Here is a 16,558-nt window from a genome sequence, read left to right as displayed (position 1 = left end):
TTCGCACACTGTTGAGCAATGCTCAACAGCATGTCCGACGCCGAGCAGACCGTGTCCGCAGGAGCCCCGGTCGTACGCCGCCGGCTGAGCGCGGACGAGCGACGGCGACAGCTCGTGGCCATCGGGCTCGCCAAGATCGTCGAGACGCCGATCCAGGACCTGTCGATGGACGACATCGCCACTGAGGCGGGCATCTCGCGCGGCCTGCTGTTCCACTACTTCCCCACGAAGACCGACTTCTACCTGGCCTGCATCGCGGCCGCCGGGCGCCGGATGCTGCGCACCACCGCGCCCGACGAGGGCGCGACGGGGGAGGAGCAGGTGGAGACCGTGACCCGGCTGATGATCGAGCAGATCGAGCGGCGGCGCGGGTTCTACCTCGCGCTCGTCCACGGCCACGGCGTCGCCGACCCGCGCGTCAGCGAGGTCATGGACTCGGTCCGCGACGGCAGCACCGAGCGCGTCATGACCGCGCTCGACGTGCCGGAGGCCCGCCGCGACGTCGTACGCGCGTGGTGGGCCTACACAGAGGACCGGGCGCTCACCTGGTCGGCAGTGCCGACCGGCGAACGCCCGGTCCCGTTGTCGCAGCTGGTCGAGGAGTGCGTCGCCGCGCTCCACGCCCTGCTGCGGATCAGCTCGTGATCAAGCTCCCGAGCAGCTCCTGGTCGAGGTGGCCCGTCACTTGGTGACGCGCCCCTTGACGGCGAACCGCAGCTTGTCGTCGAGAGGCTTGCCCTTGCAGGCCAGCAGGGTGCCGCGGCCGCACTGGTAGCGGGTCGAGGCGTTGACCAGCGTCACCGTGACGGCGCCGACCTTGCGGTTGTCGAAGGGCACCTTGATGCTCCCGTCGCCACCACCGTTGAGCTTGACCCTCTTGACCTTGCGCTTGCCGTCGAGCTGGTGAATGACCACCACCGCGGCCGGCGAGGTGCGCTTGGCGGGACCGGAGATCCGCAGGCTCAGCTTCCACTTCTTGCCGTCCAGGCCCTTGCCGGGGCCGTAGACGTAGGACGCGGAGGCCAGGTGGTTGACCTTGGTGCCGAAGCGCTTGGCGCGCTTGCGCTTGCTCAGCAGCTTGGCGCCGCGGACCTTGGGGCCGGGGTACTCGGCGCCCTCGGGGAAGTTGGCGGCCGGGGTCAGGTTGCCGGCGGCGAACTGGGCGTAGTTCTTGGTGAAGCCGCCCTTGCGCTTGAGCACCTTCTGCAGCGCCGGGAGGCTGTTCTTGCCGCCGTCCTTCTTGAGGCTGCCGGCCTGCTTCCAGGTCTTGAGCACCAGCCCGTTGCCGTAGCGCGCGGTGAGGTACTCCCAGAACACCCAGTTGCCGTACTGGAAGCCGTTGGTGCGGCTGAAGGCGTCGAGCGGGATATTGGGCGCGTAGATCTGGCTGACGGGGAGATACTGGCGGTTGTCGTTGACCGCGGTCGCGATCCGCTCCTCCATCCAGGTCGCCGTGGACTCCATCATCCACGGGTCCTCGGCGTAGTCGTAGGCGTACTGGACGGCGTGGAAGAACTCGTGCCCGGCGGTCACGACCAGGTTGTCGAGGGGCGTGCCGTTGGGGAACTGGGCGGCGGCGAAGTCGTTGTCGAGCACGCAGTAGCCCGACGCGGTGCGCTTCTTGGCCTTGTCCTCACCGGCGCAGAAGCCGTAGAGGTCGCCGCCGAGGTCCTTGAGGTAGACGTCGAAGAGCGGGCTGCCGCCCTGCGACCCGTCGCGCACCGGCGCGCGGTAGCCCATCTGGTCGACGATGGTGGTCCACACGGAGTCCATCACCGCGAGGTTCTGGGCGGGCCAGTCGGGCGACGGCGGGGCGTCGGCCCCGGTCGGCACGTAGTGGACGCACAGGCGGGTGTTGCACAGCGGCGGAGCCTCGGCGGTGGTGTAGCCGAAGCCCTGCGGGTCGGTCACGCCGTCGGTCGGGCGGGCCAGCATGGCGTCCGCCGTGCGGCGCTCGGCCCCGGTCAGCCTGGACCGCTTCATCCAGAGGTCCCGCAGCACGAGCGTCGCGGACGGGTCGCTCGGGCGGGCGTCGCCCGCGAGGACACGGCGCGCGGTCGCGAGGGCCTCGGAGGCCGTCGGCTCGATCTGCGACTCGAGGACCGGCAGGGCCGGCTCGGGCGTGAGCTCGAGCAGGTCGGAGGGGTCGAGGACCCCGAAGGACCCGGGCGTGCCCGGGCGGTCGGCGTCGGCAGCGACGGCCGGGGCGCCGAGCGCCCCACCCACCAGTGCGATGGCCACAGCGGTGGTGACGATTCTGCGCATGGTTCCCCTCGTGTCGGTCATGTCCGGGACGACCCTAACCCGGCGACCCTGCCGGGGGCGGGTCACAGATCCGCGATGTGCTCGATGATCGCGGTGGTGGAGATCGCCGGGGTGCGGGCGAGGTAGACGACCTCGCAGACGTCCCCGAGCTCGTCGAACTTGCCGGCCCAGTCGTCACCCATCACGAGGACGTCCGCGCCGTGCTCGACGACGTAGTCGCGCTTCTGCTCCAGGCTCTCCTCGACGAAGACGGCGTCGACGACCTTGAGCGCGCCGACGATCGCCAGACGCTCGCGCTCGCTGAAGATGGGCGCGCGGCCCTTCTTGCGCTCGTTGAGAGCGTCCGCGGACACACCCACGACCAGCCGGTCGCCCAGTGCGGCGGCGCGCTCGAGGACGCGCAGGTGCCCGACGTGGAAGACGTCGAACGTGCCGAAGGTGATGACGGTGCGAGGCATGCGCGGCATTCTGGCACGGTCGGGGAGGATGGCTGGCATGGCCGCCACCTCCGCCACCTCCTCCGCTCGCTCGTCGTCGGGCTCCCCGTCGAGCCCGCCTCCGATCTCCCTGATCACGCCCGATCCAGGGATGGACGAGGCCCGTCGCCGCGGGCTGCGTCAGATGCGGACGGTGGCCGTGGGCCTGCTGCTGCTCGCTGCCTGCGTGTACGCCGCCACGCTGGGCCGCGACGGGTTCTGGGGGTTCGTCAACGCGGGCGCCGAGGCGTCGATGGTCGGTGCGATCGCCGACTGGTTCGCGGTGACGGCGCTGTTCAAGCACCCGCTCGGCCTGCCGATCCCGCACACCGCGCTCGTGCCCAAGCGCAAGGACGAGCTGGGCAAGGGGCTCGAGGAGTTCGTGGGCGAGAACTTCCTCCAGGAGGACATCATCCGCGAGCGGGTGGCCGCCGCGACGATCTCCGCCCGGGTCGGGACCTGGCTGGCGGAGCCGGCCCACGCCCGGCGCGTGGTCGACGAGGTGGCCGAGGTGGCGGTGATCGCGCTCGGCAAGGTCCGCGACGACCACGTCGCCGACCTCGTCACGCACGCCCTCGTGCCGCGGTTCCGCGAGGAGCCGATCTCGCCGCTCCTGGGGACGACGCTGATGGAAGTGCTGCGCGACGACCTCCACCACGGCCTGGTCGACCTCGCGGTCGACGAGCTGCACAGCTGGCTGGTCGACAACCCCGAGACGTTCACCCGGGTGCTGGAGGAGCGGGCGCCGTGGTGGGCGCCGCCCAAGCTCAACGACGCCGTCACCTCACGGCTGCACGTGCAGGCCCTCGCGTGGCTCGAGGACATCCGCGACGACCCGCACCACCGCGCCCGCGAGGCGTTGGACTCGATGCTGGGGCAGCTGGCCCACGACCTGCTCAACGACGAGGAGACGGTCCGCCGCACCGAGGCGCTCAAGGAGCGCCTGCTGGAGCACCCCCAGGTCGTGACCACCGCGATCTCGCTGTGGAAGGCGATGCGCTCGGCGCTCCTCGGCTCGATCCGCGATCCCGAGGGGGCCGTGCGCCAGCGGCTCCTGGCCGAGCTGAGCGCGTTCGCGGAGCAGCTGCGCGACGACGCCGCGCTGCGCGAGCGCCTCGACCGGATGGCCGCCGACCTCACCGTCTTCGCAGTCGAGCGCTACGGCGCCGAGGTGACCACGGTCATCACCTCGACGATCGAGCGCTGGGACGGCAAGGAGGCGGCACGTCGCATCGAGCTGCACGTCGGTCGCGACCTGCAGTTCATCCGGATCAACGGCACGATCGTCGGTGGCCTGGTCGGCGTGCTGATCCACGCGGTCAGCGTCCTGGTGGGCTGACGCGCACGCTTCGGGTCAGCGGCGACAGGGCTTCATCACGGGCATGACCCGCGACCGGCTCTGGTGTGCGCGGGAGTACGCGTCGTCGAAGTGCGCGAGGTACTGGTCGTGCAGCCAGCGGTTGTCCACCACACGGAGCATCACCTCGTCGTTGTAGAGCAGGCCGCCGCACGTGGTGTTGGAGGTGCCGGTGACCACGACATGCGTCGCCTTGCCGCGGAACCGGGCGTGGGCCACCAGCATCTTGTCGTGGGTCAGCACGGTGCGGACCTGCCGGTCCGGGATGTCGCCGCTGGGCAGCTCGCGCTGCACCCAGTTCTCCACCGTGTCGCGTGAGGTGACGATCCGCACCCGGCACCCCCGGTCGGAGAGCCGCGCCAGCTGGGCGCGTACGTCGGCGCGCTGGATCACCGCGAACATCGCCGAGACGTCCCGGGCGCCGCGCGTGCAGGTGATGTCCTTCAGCGTCGAGAGCAGCAGGTCGTTGCGGTTGGGGTAGACGGCCGCCGTGACCGACCCGCTCTTCCACACCTTGCGGCGGTCGTCCCACCGCTCGCCGCCGACCGTCAGGCTCTGTGCCTCCATCCGGGAGAAGTACTCCACACCGAAGTCGTAGAGGGCCGGGTCGTCGATCTTGATGAACGAGTTGTACTGGCGGTACTGCCGGTCCTCGAGGTTGGCCGACGAGGTCATGAACGACTGCACGCCGCCGATGTCGGTGACGTAGAACTTCAGGTGCTGCACGTCCTGGCTGTCGGGGTAGGGGCCGGGTGCGCGCCACGGCAGGCAGGCGCCGTCGCAGATGGTGACGTTGCGTCGCGCCGAGTCCTGCTCCTCCAGCGTGGTGATCAGCCGGCGTCCCTGCTTGTTGAGGCGGAGGTCGTCGTCGCCGACCAGGAGCACCGTGGCGCCGCGGCGCTGGGCCGCGAGGATCGCGTCGGTGGGCGGCTGGATGTCCCAGCGGAACATCGCGATCCGGATCGTGTCGCCGGGACCGGCCGTGTCGAAGAGCCGGCTCGGGCGGTCGAGCACGGTCGGGTCGGACGTGACCGTGGGCGGGGAGGTGAAGCACACCTCGACCCCGGCCTGCCCCTGGCACCCGCTCTTGCCCGCCACCTTTCCCGCCGTCTCGGCGGGACGTGCGCTGGCCGGGGCGCCGGGGGTGGTGACGGCCAGCAGGGGCGTCGCGAGGCACAGCGACGCCGCGGCGAGGAGGAGGCTTCGGATGCGCACGGACACCTACCCTAGAGACATGTCACCGACCAGCGAGCCCGTCGACGTCCCGATCCGCGACGAGTCGATCCGGCTGGGCCAGTTCCTCAAGCTCGCCAACCTCGTCGAGAGCGGCGCCGAGGCCAAGCCGGTGATCGCGGACGGCGCGGTGCAGGTCAACGACGAGGTCGAGACGCGACGGGGCCGCCAGCTCGTCCCCGGTGACGTGGTCACGCTGGGCGGGCTGGCGGCCCGTGTCGCCACCGGGGAGATCGAGATCGACGTCCCGTGGTGAGGGTGGCGACGGGATGAGGTGAAGGCCCCCCGGCTACTTCACCTCACGTGTGAGGACCCGCCAGGTGCCGACCGCCAGGGGCAGCAGCACCCACACGCCGACGCCGGTGCCGAGCTGGGCCCAGTCCTGGCCCGCCATCTCCCCGGCGAACAGCGGACGGGTGACCGAGTCCAGGTCGATCCAGCGGCCGACGTCGGCGAGCGAGCTGAAGACCTGTGTGGCGATGGTCCAGGCCGTGGGCAGGACCAGGACCGTGACGATGGCGACCGGCGTGTTGAGGAACAGCAGCCCGAACGCGACGCCCTGCAGGACGTAGATGAGCAGCGCCAGCACCAGACCGGCACCGGCCGCGGCGTCGAGGTCCCACGTCCCGGTGCCGGCGAGGTTGGCGAGGGCTGCGGCCGCGAAGGCGACCGCCGTGACGACCAGGCCCAGTGCGAGGGCGCCCAGCGCCTTGGCGAGCACGACGCGGCCGCGCCGCGGCTCGAGCGTGAAGGTGACCAGCCCGGTGCGCTGGGTCCACTCCGCGGTCGCCGCCATGATGCCGATGACCGGCAGCAGCATCGCGAGCGGCAGCGTGGCGATCTGCAGCAGGTTGTCGAAGGTCGCGTCCTCGGCAGGGCCCCAGAGGACGAACGCGGCCAGGATGAAGACGACCAGGGCGGCCATGACGATGACCATCCAGCGGCCCGCGCGGGTGTCGACCATCTTGCGCACCTCGGCCTGCAGGGTGCGCCCGAACGGAACTCCCGGACGCCCCTCCAGCGCGGAGGCGGTGCCGGCCGTGCCGCCGCCGACGACGGGTGCGGTGCCGGTCTGGGTCTCGGTGCTCGTCTCGGTGCTCATGCTGCGTCTCCTTCACGGGAAGTGGCGGCCGTGAGGCCGAGGAACATCTCCTCCAGGCCCTCCGAGCCGCCGGAGCGCAGCTCGAGCAGGACGAGGGACTCGCGGGCGGCGATCTCGCCGACCACGCGGGGCTCGGCCTCGACGACGAGGCCCGAACCGGTGCGGGTGACGGGCACGTCGGCGGCCTGGAGCAGCTGGGCGAGCCGCGCGTCGTCCGTAGAGGACACCGAGGTGCCGCCGCGGCTGAGCAGCTCCTCCTTGGAGCCCATCGCGACGATCTTCCCCCGGCCGATCATGACCAGGTCGTCGGCGACGATCTGCACCTCGTGCAGCAGGTGGCTCGACAGGAGCACGGTCCCGCCGCCGTCGGCGAAGCGTCGCAGCAGGCCGCGCATCCAGTGGATGCCCTGCGGGTCGAGGCCGTTGGCGGGCTCGTCGAGTACGAGGACCTGCGGCTCGCCGAGGAGCGCCGCGGCGATGCCGAGACGCTGGCGCATGCCGAGGGAGTAGTTGCGGACGCGGCGCCCGGCCTCCTCGTCGTTGAGGCCGACGAGCGCGAGCGCCTCCTCGACGCGGGTCTTGGAGACCCCGATCGAGATGGCGGCGACCCGGAGCACCTCGCGGCCGGTGCGGCCGGGGTGCTGGGCGGACGCGTCGAGCATGACGCCGACCTGGCGGCCGGGGTTGTGCAGGTCGCGGTAGGGCTGGCCCAGGAGGGTCGCGCGGCCCGAGGTGGGCGGCGTCAGCCCGGTCATCATCCGCATGGCGGTCGACTTGCCGGCACCGTTGGGTCCGAGGAAGCCGACGACGCTCCCCGGGCGGACCTCGAAGGAGATGTCGTCGACGGCGGTGAACCCGCCGTAGCGCTTGGTGAGGTTCTCGACTGTGATCATGGCTCCAGCCTCGTCCCGCCGGGGGTGCCGGGGCATCGGGCGCAGGGCTCGGCAGGGTCCGACCTCGGTATCGGCCTGCACCCCGGGGACGCCACCTGGGTCTGACGCGGGCGTGCCGGCCGTGCGCCTAGGGTCGGTGCCATGGTGAGGACGGGTCGGCTCGCAGCGACCTGGCGCTACGCACTCGCGGCCTTCATCAGCCTGGTCACGTGGGGCGTCCCGCTGGTCAGTGCCACGGACCGCACGGCCGAGCCCATCGTCCTGTGGTGGCTGATCGGCGACCCGATCCTCGGGCTGCTGTCCTTCGTGCTCATCCGTTGGCGGCACCGCCGGCCGGCGCTCGTCGCCGGCCTGCTGATGGCCTTCTCCTTCGTCTCCGCGTCCAGCGCCGGGCCGGCGTCGTGGATCATCGGCTCCCTCGCCTCCCACCGCCGCTGGCGGCTGCTGGCGGTCGTCGCGCCCTTCAACGTGCTCGCCGGGATCGTGCAGGAGCGGGTGGGAGTCACCGAGGACGCCCTGCCCCTGTGGGTCTCCACCGCCTTCGGCTGCCTCGTCGTGGGCATCCTGACTGCCACCGGCTACGCGATGGGTGCCCAGCGCCAGCTCGTCGACTCCTACCGGGAGCGTGCGCTGACCGCCGAGCGTGAGCAGCAGGCGCGCGTGGCGCAGGCCCGGGCCGCCGAGCGCACCCGCATCGCGCGCGAGATGCACGACGTGCTCGCCCACCGCATCTCCCTGGTGGCGATGCACGCCGGTGCCCTCGGCTACCGCTCCGACCTGAGCGAGGAGGAGCGGGGGAGCGCCGCGAAGTCGATCGAGGACAACGCGCACCGTGCCCTCTCGGACCTCCGGGCCGTGCTCGGTGTGCTCCGCGACCCGACGCAGCCCGCCGACGTCGCTCCCGAGCGACCCCAGCCCGGGCTCGACGACATCGCGGCGCTGGTGGCGGAGGAGCAGGCAGGCGGGATGCGCGTACGCCTGTCCGACCGGGTCGAGGACGACGTGCCCGCCGCCACCGGCCGGACGGCGTACCGGATCGTGCAGGAGGCCCTGACCAACGTGCGCAAGCACGCACCGGGCACCGCCGTCACGGTGGACGTGGCCGGGTCGACCGCCGACGGCCTCGTCATCGGCGTGCGCAACGCGGCGCCGGTCGGTCGGGCCGCAGCCCCGTCGCTCCCCGCGTCCGGCCTCGGCCTGCTGGGCCTGGCCGAGCGGGCTGCCCTGGCGGGCGGCCGGATCAGCCACGGCGCCGACCCGGGCGGCGGCTACGCGGTGCGGGCGTGGATACCGTGGGACACGTGATGGGGGCGAGCAGCATGGGCGTGGTGCGGCTCGCCGTCGTCGACGACGACCCCATGGTGCGGGCGGCCCTGCGCATGATGCTCGGCGGCGACTCGGGCCTGGACGTCGTGGCGGAGGCGGGTGACGGCGAGGAGGCCCTGCGCGTCGTGCCGGCCTCGGACGCCGACGTGGTGCTGATGGACATCCGGATGCCGGTGCGCGACGGGCTCAGCGCCACGGAGGAGCTGCTGGCGGCCGACCCGGGACTCAAGGTGATCGTGCTGACGACCTTCGACACCGACGACATGGTGCTGCGCGCCCTGCGGATCGGTGCGGCGGGCTTCCTGCTGAAGGACACCCCACCGGTCCGGCTCGTCGAGGCGATCCGCACAGTGGCGTCGGGCCAGCCGATGCTGTCGCCCAGCGTCACCGCCCAGCTGATCGCCGCCGTCACCCGCACCGACCGGGCGGCCGAGGAGCAGGACCGGACGCGGTCGGCGCGCGACGCCCTCGACACCCTCACCGAGCGTGAGCGCGACGTGGCCGACGCGGTCGCGCGCGGCCTGAGCAACGCCGACATCGCGGCCGAGCTCTACATGGGCGTGCCGACCGTGAAGACGCACGTCGGACGGCTGTTCACCAAGCTGGGCGTCGAGAACCGGGTGCAGGTCGCGATCCTGGTCCACGACGCCCAGGCGTAGGTGATCCTCAGCAGGCGCCTCAGCGGACCTCGAGCAGGTCGACCACGAAGATCAGCGTCTCGCCCGGCTTGATGGCGCCACCGGCGCCGCGGTCGCCGTAGCCGAGGTGCGGCGGGATGACCAGCCGGCGGCGGCCGCCGACCTTCATCCCCTGCACGCCGGTGTCCCAGCCGGAGATGACCTGGCCGATGCCGAGGCGGAACTGCAGCGGGGTGCCGCGGTTGTAGGACGCGTCGAACTCCTCGCCCGAGGAGTGGGCGACGCCGACGTAGTGGACCGAGACGGTGGAGCCGGACGTGGCCTCGGCACCGTCTCCCTCGACGAGGTCGGTGACCTCGAGGTCGGCGGGCGCGTCGCCCATGTGCGGGTCGACGTCGGGCTTCTCGCTCACAAGTGTCTCCAATCGATGGGGGGTGTCAGGTCTGGTGCACGTAGTGGTCGAGCTGGTCGCGCTCGAACTCGAGCTCACCGATCCGGTTCTTGACCACGTCACCGATGCTGATGATGCCGGTCAGCCGTCCGTCGGCCACCACCGGGACGTGTCGGATGCGGTGCTCGGTCATGGTCTGCATCAGCTCGGTGAGGCCGTCGTCGCCCCCGCAGGTCCGCACCTCGGCGGTCATGATGGAGCTGACGGCGTGGTCGAGGACCGTGGCGTCCCGGTGCAGGCGGCGTACGACGTCGCGCTCGCTCACGATCCCGTCGACCCGCTCGCCGTCCTCGCTCACCACCAGCGCGCCGACGTTGTGCTCGGCGAGCAGCGCCACCAGCTCGCGCACGGTGGCCTCCGGACCGATGGTCACGACCGCCTGGTTGCCCTTGTGGTGGATGACGTCCTTGATCTTCATGGTGCCGCCTCTCGTCCCGCAGAACTGGTGAGAAGTCACCGTAGCCAAGCCGGACTGTGAGGGACAGGGGCGAACGACCCGCCTCAGTCGAGCACCGGCGGGGCCTGCCGGGCCCGCAGGCTGCTGACCGAGCCCGGCCCGCGGCGCGGCACGTCGGGATCGGTGCCGTCGTCGTCCATCGCGCCGAGGAAGGACAGCGCGGCGTCGTGCAGGTGGCCGTTGGAGGCGAGCGCGTTGCCGCCCCACGGACCGTCGGTGCCGTCGAGGGAGGAGAACCGCCCGCCGGCCTCGCGCACGATGACGTCCAGGGCGGCCATGTCGTAGACCGCGAGCTCGGGCTCGGCGGCGATGTCGACGGCGCCCTCGGCGAGCAGCATGTAGGACCAGAAGTCCCCGTAGGCGCGGGTGCGCCAGCACCGGCGCGACAGCGAGACGAAGTCGTCGAGCCGGTCGCGCTCGTCCCAGCCGGACAGGGACGAGTAGCTCAGCGACGCGTCCTCGAGACGGCGTACGTCGCTCACCTCGCACTTGGTGGCCTTGAGCAGCGAGCGGCCCGTCCAGGCGCCGTTGCCCACCGAGGCCCACCACCGGCGCTGCAGCTGCGGTGCGGAGACCACGCCCAGCACGACCTCGTCGTCGACGGCGAGCGCGATGAGGGTCGCCCAGACCGGCACCCCGCGCACGTAGTTCTTGGTGCCGTCGATCGGGTCGACGATCCACCGGCGCTGGCTGTGCCCGGTCGTGCCCTGCTCCTCGCCGATGACCGCGTCGCGGGACCGGACGCGCGACAGCGTGCGGCGGATGCCCTCCTCGACGGCCTTGTCGGCGTCGGTGACCGGCGTCAGGTCGGGCTTGCTCATGACGTGCAGGTCGAGCGCCTTGAAGCGGGCCTGGGTCAGCGAGTCCGCGTCGTCGGCCAGGACGTGGGCCAGCCGCAGGTCGTCGGTGTAGTCGGTGGAGCCGGTGATGGGCATGTCCACAGGCTATTCCCAGCATCGCCCCCTAACCTGCACGCATGGAGCTCAACGGTGTGCCGCTTCACCCCCTCGTCGTGCACGCGGTCGTCGTCCTCGGGCCCTTGGCAGCCCTGACCGGCCTGGTCTACGCGGCGGTGCCGAAGTGGCGCTGGCTGCTGCGGTGGCCGCTGGTCGTGCTCGCCGTCGTGGCGGCCGGCGCTTCCGTGCTGGCCGCCCAGTCCGGGGAGGCGCTGCTCGAGTCGCGGCCCGAGCTCGCCCCGATCGTGGAGGAGCACGAGGAGTCGGGTGAGCTGATGCGCAACGCGGCGCTCGGCTTCGCGGTGGTGTCCGCGCTCGCGGCCTGGGCGCTGGGCGGCGTCTCCGCGCTGGCGTCCGGGAAGGGTGCTCGCGAGACGCGCTTCGGCATCCCGGTCGCCGTGCTCCTGGCGGTCGGCGCGGTCGCGCTCCTCGTCACCGCCTACCTCGCCGGCGACTCCGGCGCGAGGGCCGTCTGGGGCTGACCCCAGCCGGCCCGGTCACCAGTCGGTGGCCGAGCGGGCGGCGAGCAGGCGGCGGAACGACTCGACCCGGTCGGGGTCGGCCTCGCCCGCCTCGATCGCCTCGTCGAGCCCGCACTCCGGCTCGTCGCTGCCGTGGGTGCAGCCGCGGGGGCACGTCTCGGTCATCTCGTCGAGGTCGGGGAACGCCTCGATGAGGTTCTCCGGCTGCACGTGGGCGAGCCCGAACGACCGGATCCCGGGGGTGTCGATGATCCAGCCGGCCGTGTCGGGCAGCTCGAGGAGGTAGGCGCTCGTCGAGGTGTGGCGACCGCGTCCGGTGACGGCGTTGACGATCCCGACCTCCCGGTGGGCGTCGGGCACGAGCGCGTTGACGAGGGTGGACTTCCCGACGCCGCTGTGCCCGACGAGGACGCTGGTGCGGCCGTGCAGCCGCTCGCGCAGCTCGGCGAGGTCGCCGGCGGCCTCGCCCTTGAGCTGGGTGACGACCCAGGGCACCCCCAGCGAGCGGTAGGTCGACAGCAGTGTCTCGGGGTCGGCGAGGTCGGCCTTGGTGAGGCACAGCAGCGGCGCCATCCCAGCGTCGTACGCCGCCACGAGCGCGCGGTCGATCAGGCGCGGGCGCGGCTCGGGATCGGCCAGCGCGGTCACCACGACCAGCTGGTCGGCGTTGGAGACGATCACCCGCTCGACCGGGTCGTCGTCGTCGGCCGTGCGGCGCAGCGTCGTGGTGCGGGGAACCACCTCGACGATCCGGGCGAGCGACCCGTCGTCGCCGCTGGTGTCGCCGACCACGCGGACGTGGTCGCCGACCACGACTCCCTTGCGGCCCAGGGGGCGCGACTTCATCGCCATCACCCGGTGGCCGTCGACGAGCAGGGTGAAGCGGCCGCGGTCGACGGTGACGACGCGACCCGCGACGGCGTCGTCGTAGGTCGGGCGGTCCTTGGTGCGGGGGCGGGTGCGGCGGCGTGGGCGCTCGTAGTGCTCGTGGTCCTGGTCCGAGTAGCGCCCGGTCGTCACGGGGTCGTCCCCGTCGACGCGCCGACACCGCTCGGTGTCCCGTGCACGGCCCGGCTCCACGCGCTCGCGAAGTCGGGGAAGGTCTTGGCCGTGGTGCCGATGTCCTCGACGAGCACGTCGTCGACGGCGAGCCCGAGGATGACGCCCGCGTGGGCCATGCGGTGGTCGGCATAGGTGCGGAACGAGCCGCCGTGCAGGGTCGCCGGCCGGATCGTGAGCCCGTCCTCGCGCTCGGTGACGTCGGCCCCCAGCCGGCCGAGCTCGGTGGCCAGCGCGGTGATGCGGTCGGTCTCGTGGCCGCGGATGTGCGCGACCCCCCGGAGGTGGGAGGGGGAGTCGGCCAGGGCGCAGAGGGCGGCGACCGCCGGGGTCAGCTCGCCCACGTCGTGCAGGTCGAGGTCGACCCCGGAGAGCCGCGGCGGTCCCACCACGGTGAGGTCCCCGTCGGCCAGGCTCACCTCGCAGCCCATGAGGCTGAGGATCTCGCGCAGCTCGTCGCCGGGCTGCGTGGTGGCGGCGGGCCAGTCGGTGACGGTGACCCGACCGCCGGTGGCGGCCGCGAGTGCGAGGAACGGGGCCGCGTTGGACAGGTCGGGCTCGATGTCGTGGTCGACGGCCCGGACCGGGCCGGGCGCGACCGACCAGCGGTTGGCGTCGCTGTCGTCGACAGCGACCCCGTGCTGGCGGAGCATCTGCACCGTCATCTCGATGTGGGGGAGCGACGGCACCGGCTTGCCGACGTGGCGCACGTCGACGCCGTGGTCGTAGCGGGCGCCCGCGAGCAGCAGCGCGGAGACGAACTGCGACGAGGCGCTGGCGTCGATGGTGACGGTGCCTCCGGGCACGGAGCCCGTGCCGTGCACGGCGAAGGGGAGCGCGCCCCGGCCGCCGTCGTCGACCCGGACGCCGAGCGCGCCCAGAGCGGTCAGCATCTGGCCGACGGGGCGCAGCCGCATGTGGGGGTCGCCGTCGAAGCGGACCGTGCCGTCCGCCAGCCCGACGACCGGCGGGACGAAGCGCATCACCGTGCCGGCGAGGCCGCAGTCGACGTCGGCGTCGCGGTCCCAGGCGGCGGGCGTGACCGCCCAGTCCCCGGAGCCGGTGTCGTCGATGCCCGTGCCGAGCGAGGTGAGGGCGGCGGCCATGAGCAGCGTGTCGCGCGAGCGCAGGGGACGTCGTACGACGCTCGGGCCGTCGGAGATCGCGGCCAGCACGAGGGCGCGGTTGGTCAGGGACTTGCTGCCGGGCAGCGAGACGACCCGGTCGACGGTGTCGGTGGGGCGCGGGGCCGGCCAGAGGTCACTCACCCGCGCACCCTATCGAGGTCAGGTCAGCTGGGCCTTGGCGAGCTTTGCCTCGCGGCGGGCGGTCTTGGCGACCTGCTTGGCCTCGCGGCGCACGTCGGTAGCGGCGCGGCGGGCCCGCCACGCCAGGCCGGGCTTGCCCTCGGTGTCGACCGCGGCGAGGAGCAGGCCGCCGAGGACGGAGGTGTTCTTGTAGAACTGCAGGCGCTGGGCGTTCTTGGCCTGGGGGTCGGTCTCGTTCCAGAAGGCATGGCCGGCGAGGGTCGTCGGCACGAGGGAGGCCGCCAGCACGGTCGCGCTGAGACGCGGAGCGCGTCCGGTGGCCAGCGCGGCGGCGGCCAGGATCTGGGCGCCGGCGTTGATCCGGACCAGCGTGGCCGGATCGGTGGGGATCGGGGCCTTGGGCACGGCCTGCTGGGCGACCGGCACGACCTTGTCGGTCAGCTTCTTCGCCTTCGCCGCGTGACCCTCCGTGTTGCGGAGGGCGTTGATGCCGCCGGCGACGAAGATCGTGGCCAGCATGGGACGTGCGAGCAACCGGGTGATCGTCATGCGTCCTTGTCTACACGATGCGCGGGGAGGGCGCTCCGTCCACAGGGGTGCTGCCCCGGGTCGGGGCCGCCGGGCGGTCAGCCGAGGGCCGCGCGCCAGGTGTTGTTGCCGGTGTCGGCGTCGCTCCCGGGCGGGGTCAGCGTTGCCACCACGGCGCCGCCCTGGGGGATGACCACCTCGACGGTGACGGACGTGTCGCCGGAGACCTGGCAGGTGGCGACCGTCCTGACGGCGGTGCACCGACCGTCGGCGGTGCGGACGACCTGGGCGTCGATGCCCTCGATCCGCAGCTGGGCGGTCGTCCCGCCGAGGCCGGCCACCCGCACCACGACGGCGTACGTCGGACGTGCCCCGCCGACCGTCCCGGACACCGAGGCGTCGGCGGGCGGAGGCGTCGGGCTCGGGTCCTGGGTGGGGGTGGGGTTCGAGGTCGGGTTCGACGTCGGGTTGGACGTCGGGTTGGACGTCGGGTTCGAGGTCGGGTTGGACGTCGGGTTCGACGTCGGGTTGGACGTCGGGTTGGACGTCGGGTTGGACGTCGGGTTCGAGGTCGGGTTCGAGGTCGGGTTCGAGGTCGGGTTGGACGTCGGGTTGGACGTCGGGTTCGAGGTCGGGTTGGACGTGGGGTTCGACGTCGGCGTCTGGCCCGGGACGGTGTCCTGCGTGTCGTCGCTGTCGAGCGTCGGGTCGGTGCCCTGGGTGGGGTCGGATCCGGGGACGGTGTCGGTGGCGGGGACGGAGCCCGGGGTGACGTCGACGTCACCCGGCGGGAGGACGCGCGCCGGCGGGCCGCTTCGGAGCCGCAGGCTCCTCGGCGACCGGTCGCCGTTGGTCGTGGAGGCGTCTCCGCCGGCGCTCGTCGTGGAGCTGTCCGAGGTCGCAGCACGTGTTGGTGCGGCGGTGGGGGTGGTGGGGCCTCGCAGCCCGAGGGCGATCCCGCCGGCGACAACGACGGTGCTCACCGCCACCCCCGCGACCGCGGCGACACCGGCGTTGCCGGTCAGGAGGTCGCGGACGCGGCCCAGCACCACTCCGATGCCGACCGGCGCAGCGGCGGTCACGGCGGTGGCGCCGAGGTAGGCGGTCGCGACGCCACCGAGGAGCAGCGGGGCGAGGAGGGCGCCGAGGTTGGAGTTGACCTCGGTGAGCTCGAGGTAGATCGCCATGCACGAGCGGCACTCCTCGAGGTGGTGCTCGACCTTCGTCGCGTCGCGACGTGACGACGCGCCACGGACGTAGGCCCCGAGCTGGCCGTGGGTCCACCGGCAGGAGTCCTCGTCGAGCTCCGCGGCGTGCTGGGTCAGGAAGGCCTGGCGGAGTCCCTCGCGGGCGCGGTAGGCGAGCGCGGAGACCGAGTTGGCGCTCATCCCGAGCATCGGCGCGATGTCCGCGGGCTTGTCCCCCTCCACCTCGGTGTGCCACAGCACGAGCTGCCAGCGCTCGGGGAGGCTCGCGAACGCAGCTGCGGCTGCGGCGCTCTCGAAGCCCTCGACGGCCGTGTCGCGGAACGGCACGCCCGGGTCGAAGGCCTCCATGTCGTCGGTCGTGTGCAGCCGGGACCCGGCCCGGAAGCGGTCGACCTGGAGCCGCCGCACCGCGGTCAGCAGGTAGGCGCGGAAGGCGAGGTCGGGGCCGCCGCCGCGCTGGAGCACCCCCAGCACCTTGACGAACGCCTCGGACACGAGGTCCTCGGCGTCCCCCCCGGGGACGAGCTGGCGCGCGAGGCGACGGGCCGCGTCGACGTGGCGCTCGAAGAGCGTGCCGTAGGCGTCGAGGTCCCCGCCGCGCACCGCCGAGATCAGCTCGGCGTCGCTGGGCGCCTCGACGCTGGTGGTCACGCTCATGGTTGGACGCTCATGTTGGACGCTTCCGGGAACCCCACCCGACGGTCGTCGGTCCATCCGACTGTATCCCCGCCGGGGCGTCGACGGCCCCGGAAAGTGAAGAAACGGAAACGTCGGTCAGGTCCGCGTCATGGGTCGTCATGAGCACCGTCACATCCATAGAGCATGGCTGGAACTTGGCCAGAGCATGACCTGGGGGACC

Annotated in this window: 18 protein-coding genes; 6 read left to right on the top strand and 12 right to left on the bottom strand. The window is 72.5% G+C overall.

Annotated elements, in window-relative coordinates; all coding sequences use genetic code 11:
* Positions 1–18 precede the first annotated feature (18 nt).
* Positions 19–645, top strand: coding sequence for a TetR/AcrR family transcriptional regulator (locus ACXJKB_RS09525; RefSeq protein ID WP_457187701.1), 627 nt, complete (start codon positions 19–21; stop codon positions 643–645).
* A gap of 36 nt (positions 646–681) precedes the next feature.
* Here ACXJKB_RS09525 and ACXJKB_RS09520 read toward each other — a convergent pair whose 3' ends face one another.
* Both ACXJKB_RS09520 and ACXJKB_RS09515 read right to left on the bottom strand, forming a co-directional pair.
* Positions 682–2,265 carry an MXAN_6640 family putative metalloprotease gene (locus tag ACXJKB_RS09520; protein ID WP_457187699.1) on the bottom strand — a complete coding sequence of 528 codons (1,584 nt, stop codon included), beginning with the start codon at positions 2,263–2,265 and terminating at the stop codon, positions 682–684.
* A 62-nt stretch (positions 2,266–2,327) separates the two neighbouring features.
* Positions 2,328–2,723 carry an adenylyltransferase/cytidyltransferase family protein gene (locus ACXJKB_RS09515; protein ID WP_191195075.1) on the bottom strand — a complete coding sequence of 132 codons (396 nt, stop codon included), beginning with the start codon at positions 2,721–2,723 and terminating at the stop codon, positions 2,328–2,330.
* Between the two features lie 37 nt (positions 2,724–2,760).
* Between ACXJKB_RS09515 and ACXJKB_RS09510 the strand changes: the two genes are divergently transcribed.
* Positions 2,761–4,080, top strand: coding sequence for a DUF445 domain-containing protein (locus ACXJKB_RS09510; RefSeq protein ID WP_457187697.1), 1,320 nt, complete (start codon positions 2,761–2,763; stop codon positions 4,078–4,080).
* A 15-nt stretch (positions 4,081–4,095) separates the two neighbouring features.
* Here the strand turns inward: ACXJKB_RS09510 and ACXJKB_RS09505 are convergent, their stop codons facing one another.
* Positions 4,096–5,313, bottom strand: coding sequence for a phospholipase D-like domain-containing protein (locus ACXJKB_RS09505; RefSeq protein WP_457187695.1), 1,218 nt, complete (start codon positions 5,311–5,313; stop codon positions 4,096–4,098).
* 19 nt (positions 5,314–5,332) lie between these two features.
* Here ACXJKB_RS09505 and ACXJKB_RS09500 point away from each other — a divergent pair, with 19 nt between their 5' ends.
* The gene (locus ACXJKB_RS09500) at positions 5,333–5,587 is read left to right on the top strand and encodes an RNA-binding S4 domain-containing protein (protein WP_300051237.1); all 255 of its coding nucleotides are present in this window, start codon (positions 5,333–5,335) and stop codon (positions 5,585–5,587) included.
* A 33-nt stretch (positions 5,588–5,620) separates the two neighbouring features.
* Here ACXJKB_RS09500 and ACXJKB_RS09495 read toward each other — a convergent pair whose 3' ends face one another.
* Positions 5,621–6,433, bottom strand: a complete 813-nt coding sequence (locus tag ACXJKB_RS09495) for a hypothetical protein (protein WP_457187693.1) — start codon at positions 6,431–6,433, stop codon at positions 5,621–5,623.
* Positions 6,430–7,326: an ABC transporter ATP-binding protein gene (locus ACXJKB_RS09490; RefSeq protein WP_457187691.1), complete on the bottom strand. Its 897-nt coding sequence runs from the start codon at positions 7,324–7,326 to the stop codon at positions 6,430–6,432. The genes ACXJKB_RS09495 and ACXJKB_RS09490 overlap by 4 nt, the downstream gene beginning before the upstream one ends.
* 141 nt (positions 7,327–7,467) lie before the next feature.
* Here ACXJKB_RS09490 and ACXJKB_RS09485 point away from each other — a divergent pair, with 141 nt between their 5' ends.
* Entirely contained in the window at positions 7,468–8,631 is a 1,164-nt protein-coding gene (locus tag ACXJKB_RS09485) for a sensor histidine kinase (RefSeq protein ID WP_457187689.1), read from the top strand.
* Positions 8,631–9,311 carry a response regulator transcription factor gene (locus ACXJKB_RS09480; RefSeq protein WP_457187873.1) on the top strand — a complete coding sequence of 227 codons (681 nt, stop codon included), beginning with the start codon at positions 8,631–8,633 and terminating at the stop codon, positions 9,309–9,311. The genes ACXJKB_RS09485 and ACXJKB_RS09480 overlap by 1 nt, the downstream gene beginning before the upstream one ends.
* 19 nt (positions 9,312–9,330) lie before the next feature.
* Here the strand turns inward: ACXJKB_RS09480 and ACXJKB_RS09475 are convergent, their stop codons facing one another.
* The 3 genes from ACXJKB_RS09475 to ACXJKB_RS09465 form a co-directional block, all read right to left on the bottom strand.
* Entirely contained in the window at positions 9,331–9,672 is a 342-nt protein-coding gene (locus tag ACXJKB_RS09475) for an FKBP-type peptidyl-prolyl cis-trans isomerase (protein WP_091197981.1), read from the bottom strand.
* A 55-nt stretch (positions 9,673–9,727) separates the two neighbouring features.
* Complete coding sequence (locus tag ACXJKB_RS09470; RefSeq protein WP_457187687.1) at positions 9,728–10,159, bottom strand: CBS domain-containing protein; 432 nt, start codon at positions 10,157–10,159, stop codon at positions 9,728–9,730.
* Positions 10,160–10,242: 83 nt separating this feature from the next.
* Positions 10,243–11,133: an inositol monophosphatase family protein gene (locus tag ACXJKB_RS09465; RefSeq protein WP_457187685.1), complete on the bottom strand. Its 891-nt coding sequence runs from the start codon at positions 11,131–11,133 to the stop codon at positions 10,243–10,245.
* A 41-nt stretch (positions 11,134–11,174) separates the two neighbouring features.
* Here ACXJKB_RS09465 and ACXJKB_RS09460 point away from each other — a divergent pair, with 41 nt between their 5' ends.
* Positions 11,175–11,636 carry a DUF2231 domain-containing protein gene (locus ACXJKB_RS09460; protein ID WP_457187683.1) on the top strand — a complete coding sequence of 154 codons (462 nt, stop codon included), beginning with the start codon at positions 11,175–11,177 and terminating at the stop codon, positions 11,634–11,636.
* Positions 11,637–11,651: 15 nt separating this feature from the next.
* Here the strand turns inward: ACXJKB_RS09460 and rsgA are convergent, their stop codons facing one another.
* From rsgA to ACXJKB_RS09440, 4 genes are all read right to left on the bottom strand, one after another.
* Positions 11,652–12,656, bottom strand: a complete 1,005-nt coding sequence (rsgA, locus tag ACXJKB_RS09455; RefSeq protein ID WP_457187681.1) for a ribosome small subunit-dependent GTPase A — start codon at positions 12,654–12,656, stop codon at positions 11,652–11,654.
* Positions 12,653–13,963: a 3-phosphoshikimate 1-carboxyvinyltransferase gene (gene aroA / locus ACXJKB_RS09450; RefSeq protein ID WP_457187679.1), complete on the bottom strand. Its 1,311-nt coding sequence runs from the start codon at positions 13,961–13,963 to the stop codon at positions 12,653–12,655. The genes rsgA and aroA overlap by 4 nt, the downstream gene beginning before the upstream one ends.
* Positions 13,964–13,981: 18 nt before the next feature.
* Positions 13,982–14,512, bottom strand: a complete 531-nt coding sequence (locus ACXJKB_RS09445) for a DoxX family membrane protein (protein ID WP_457187677.1) — start codon at positions 14,510–14,512, stop codon at positions 13,982–13,984.
* A 77-nt stretch (positions 14,513–14,589) separates the two neighbouring features.
* Positions 14,590–16,356, bottom strand: a complete 1,767-nt coding sequence (locus tag ACXJKB_RS09440; RefSeq protein ID WP_457187675.1) for a sigma-70 family RNA polymerase sigma factor — start codon at positions 16,354–16,356, stop codon at positions 14,590–14,592.
* Positions 16,357–16,558: the final 202 nt, after the last annotated feature.

The sequence above is a fragment of the Nocardioides sp. P5_E3 genome (assembly GCF_054049275.1).
This window is presented reverse-complemented; position numbering and strand designations above follow the sequence as displayed.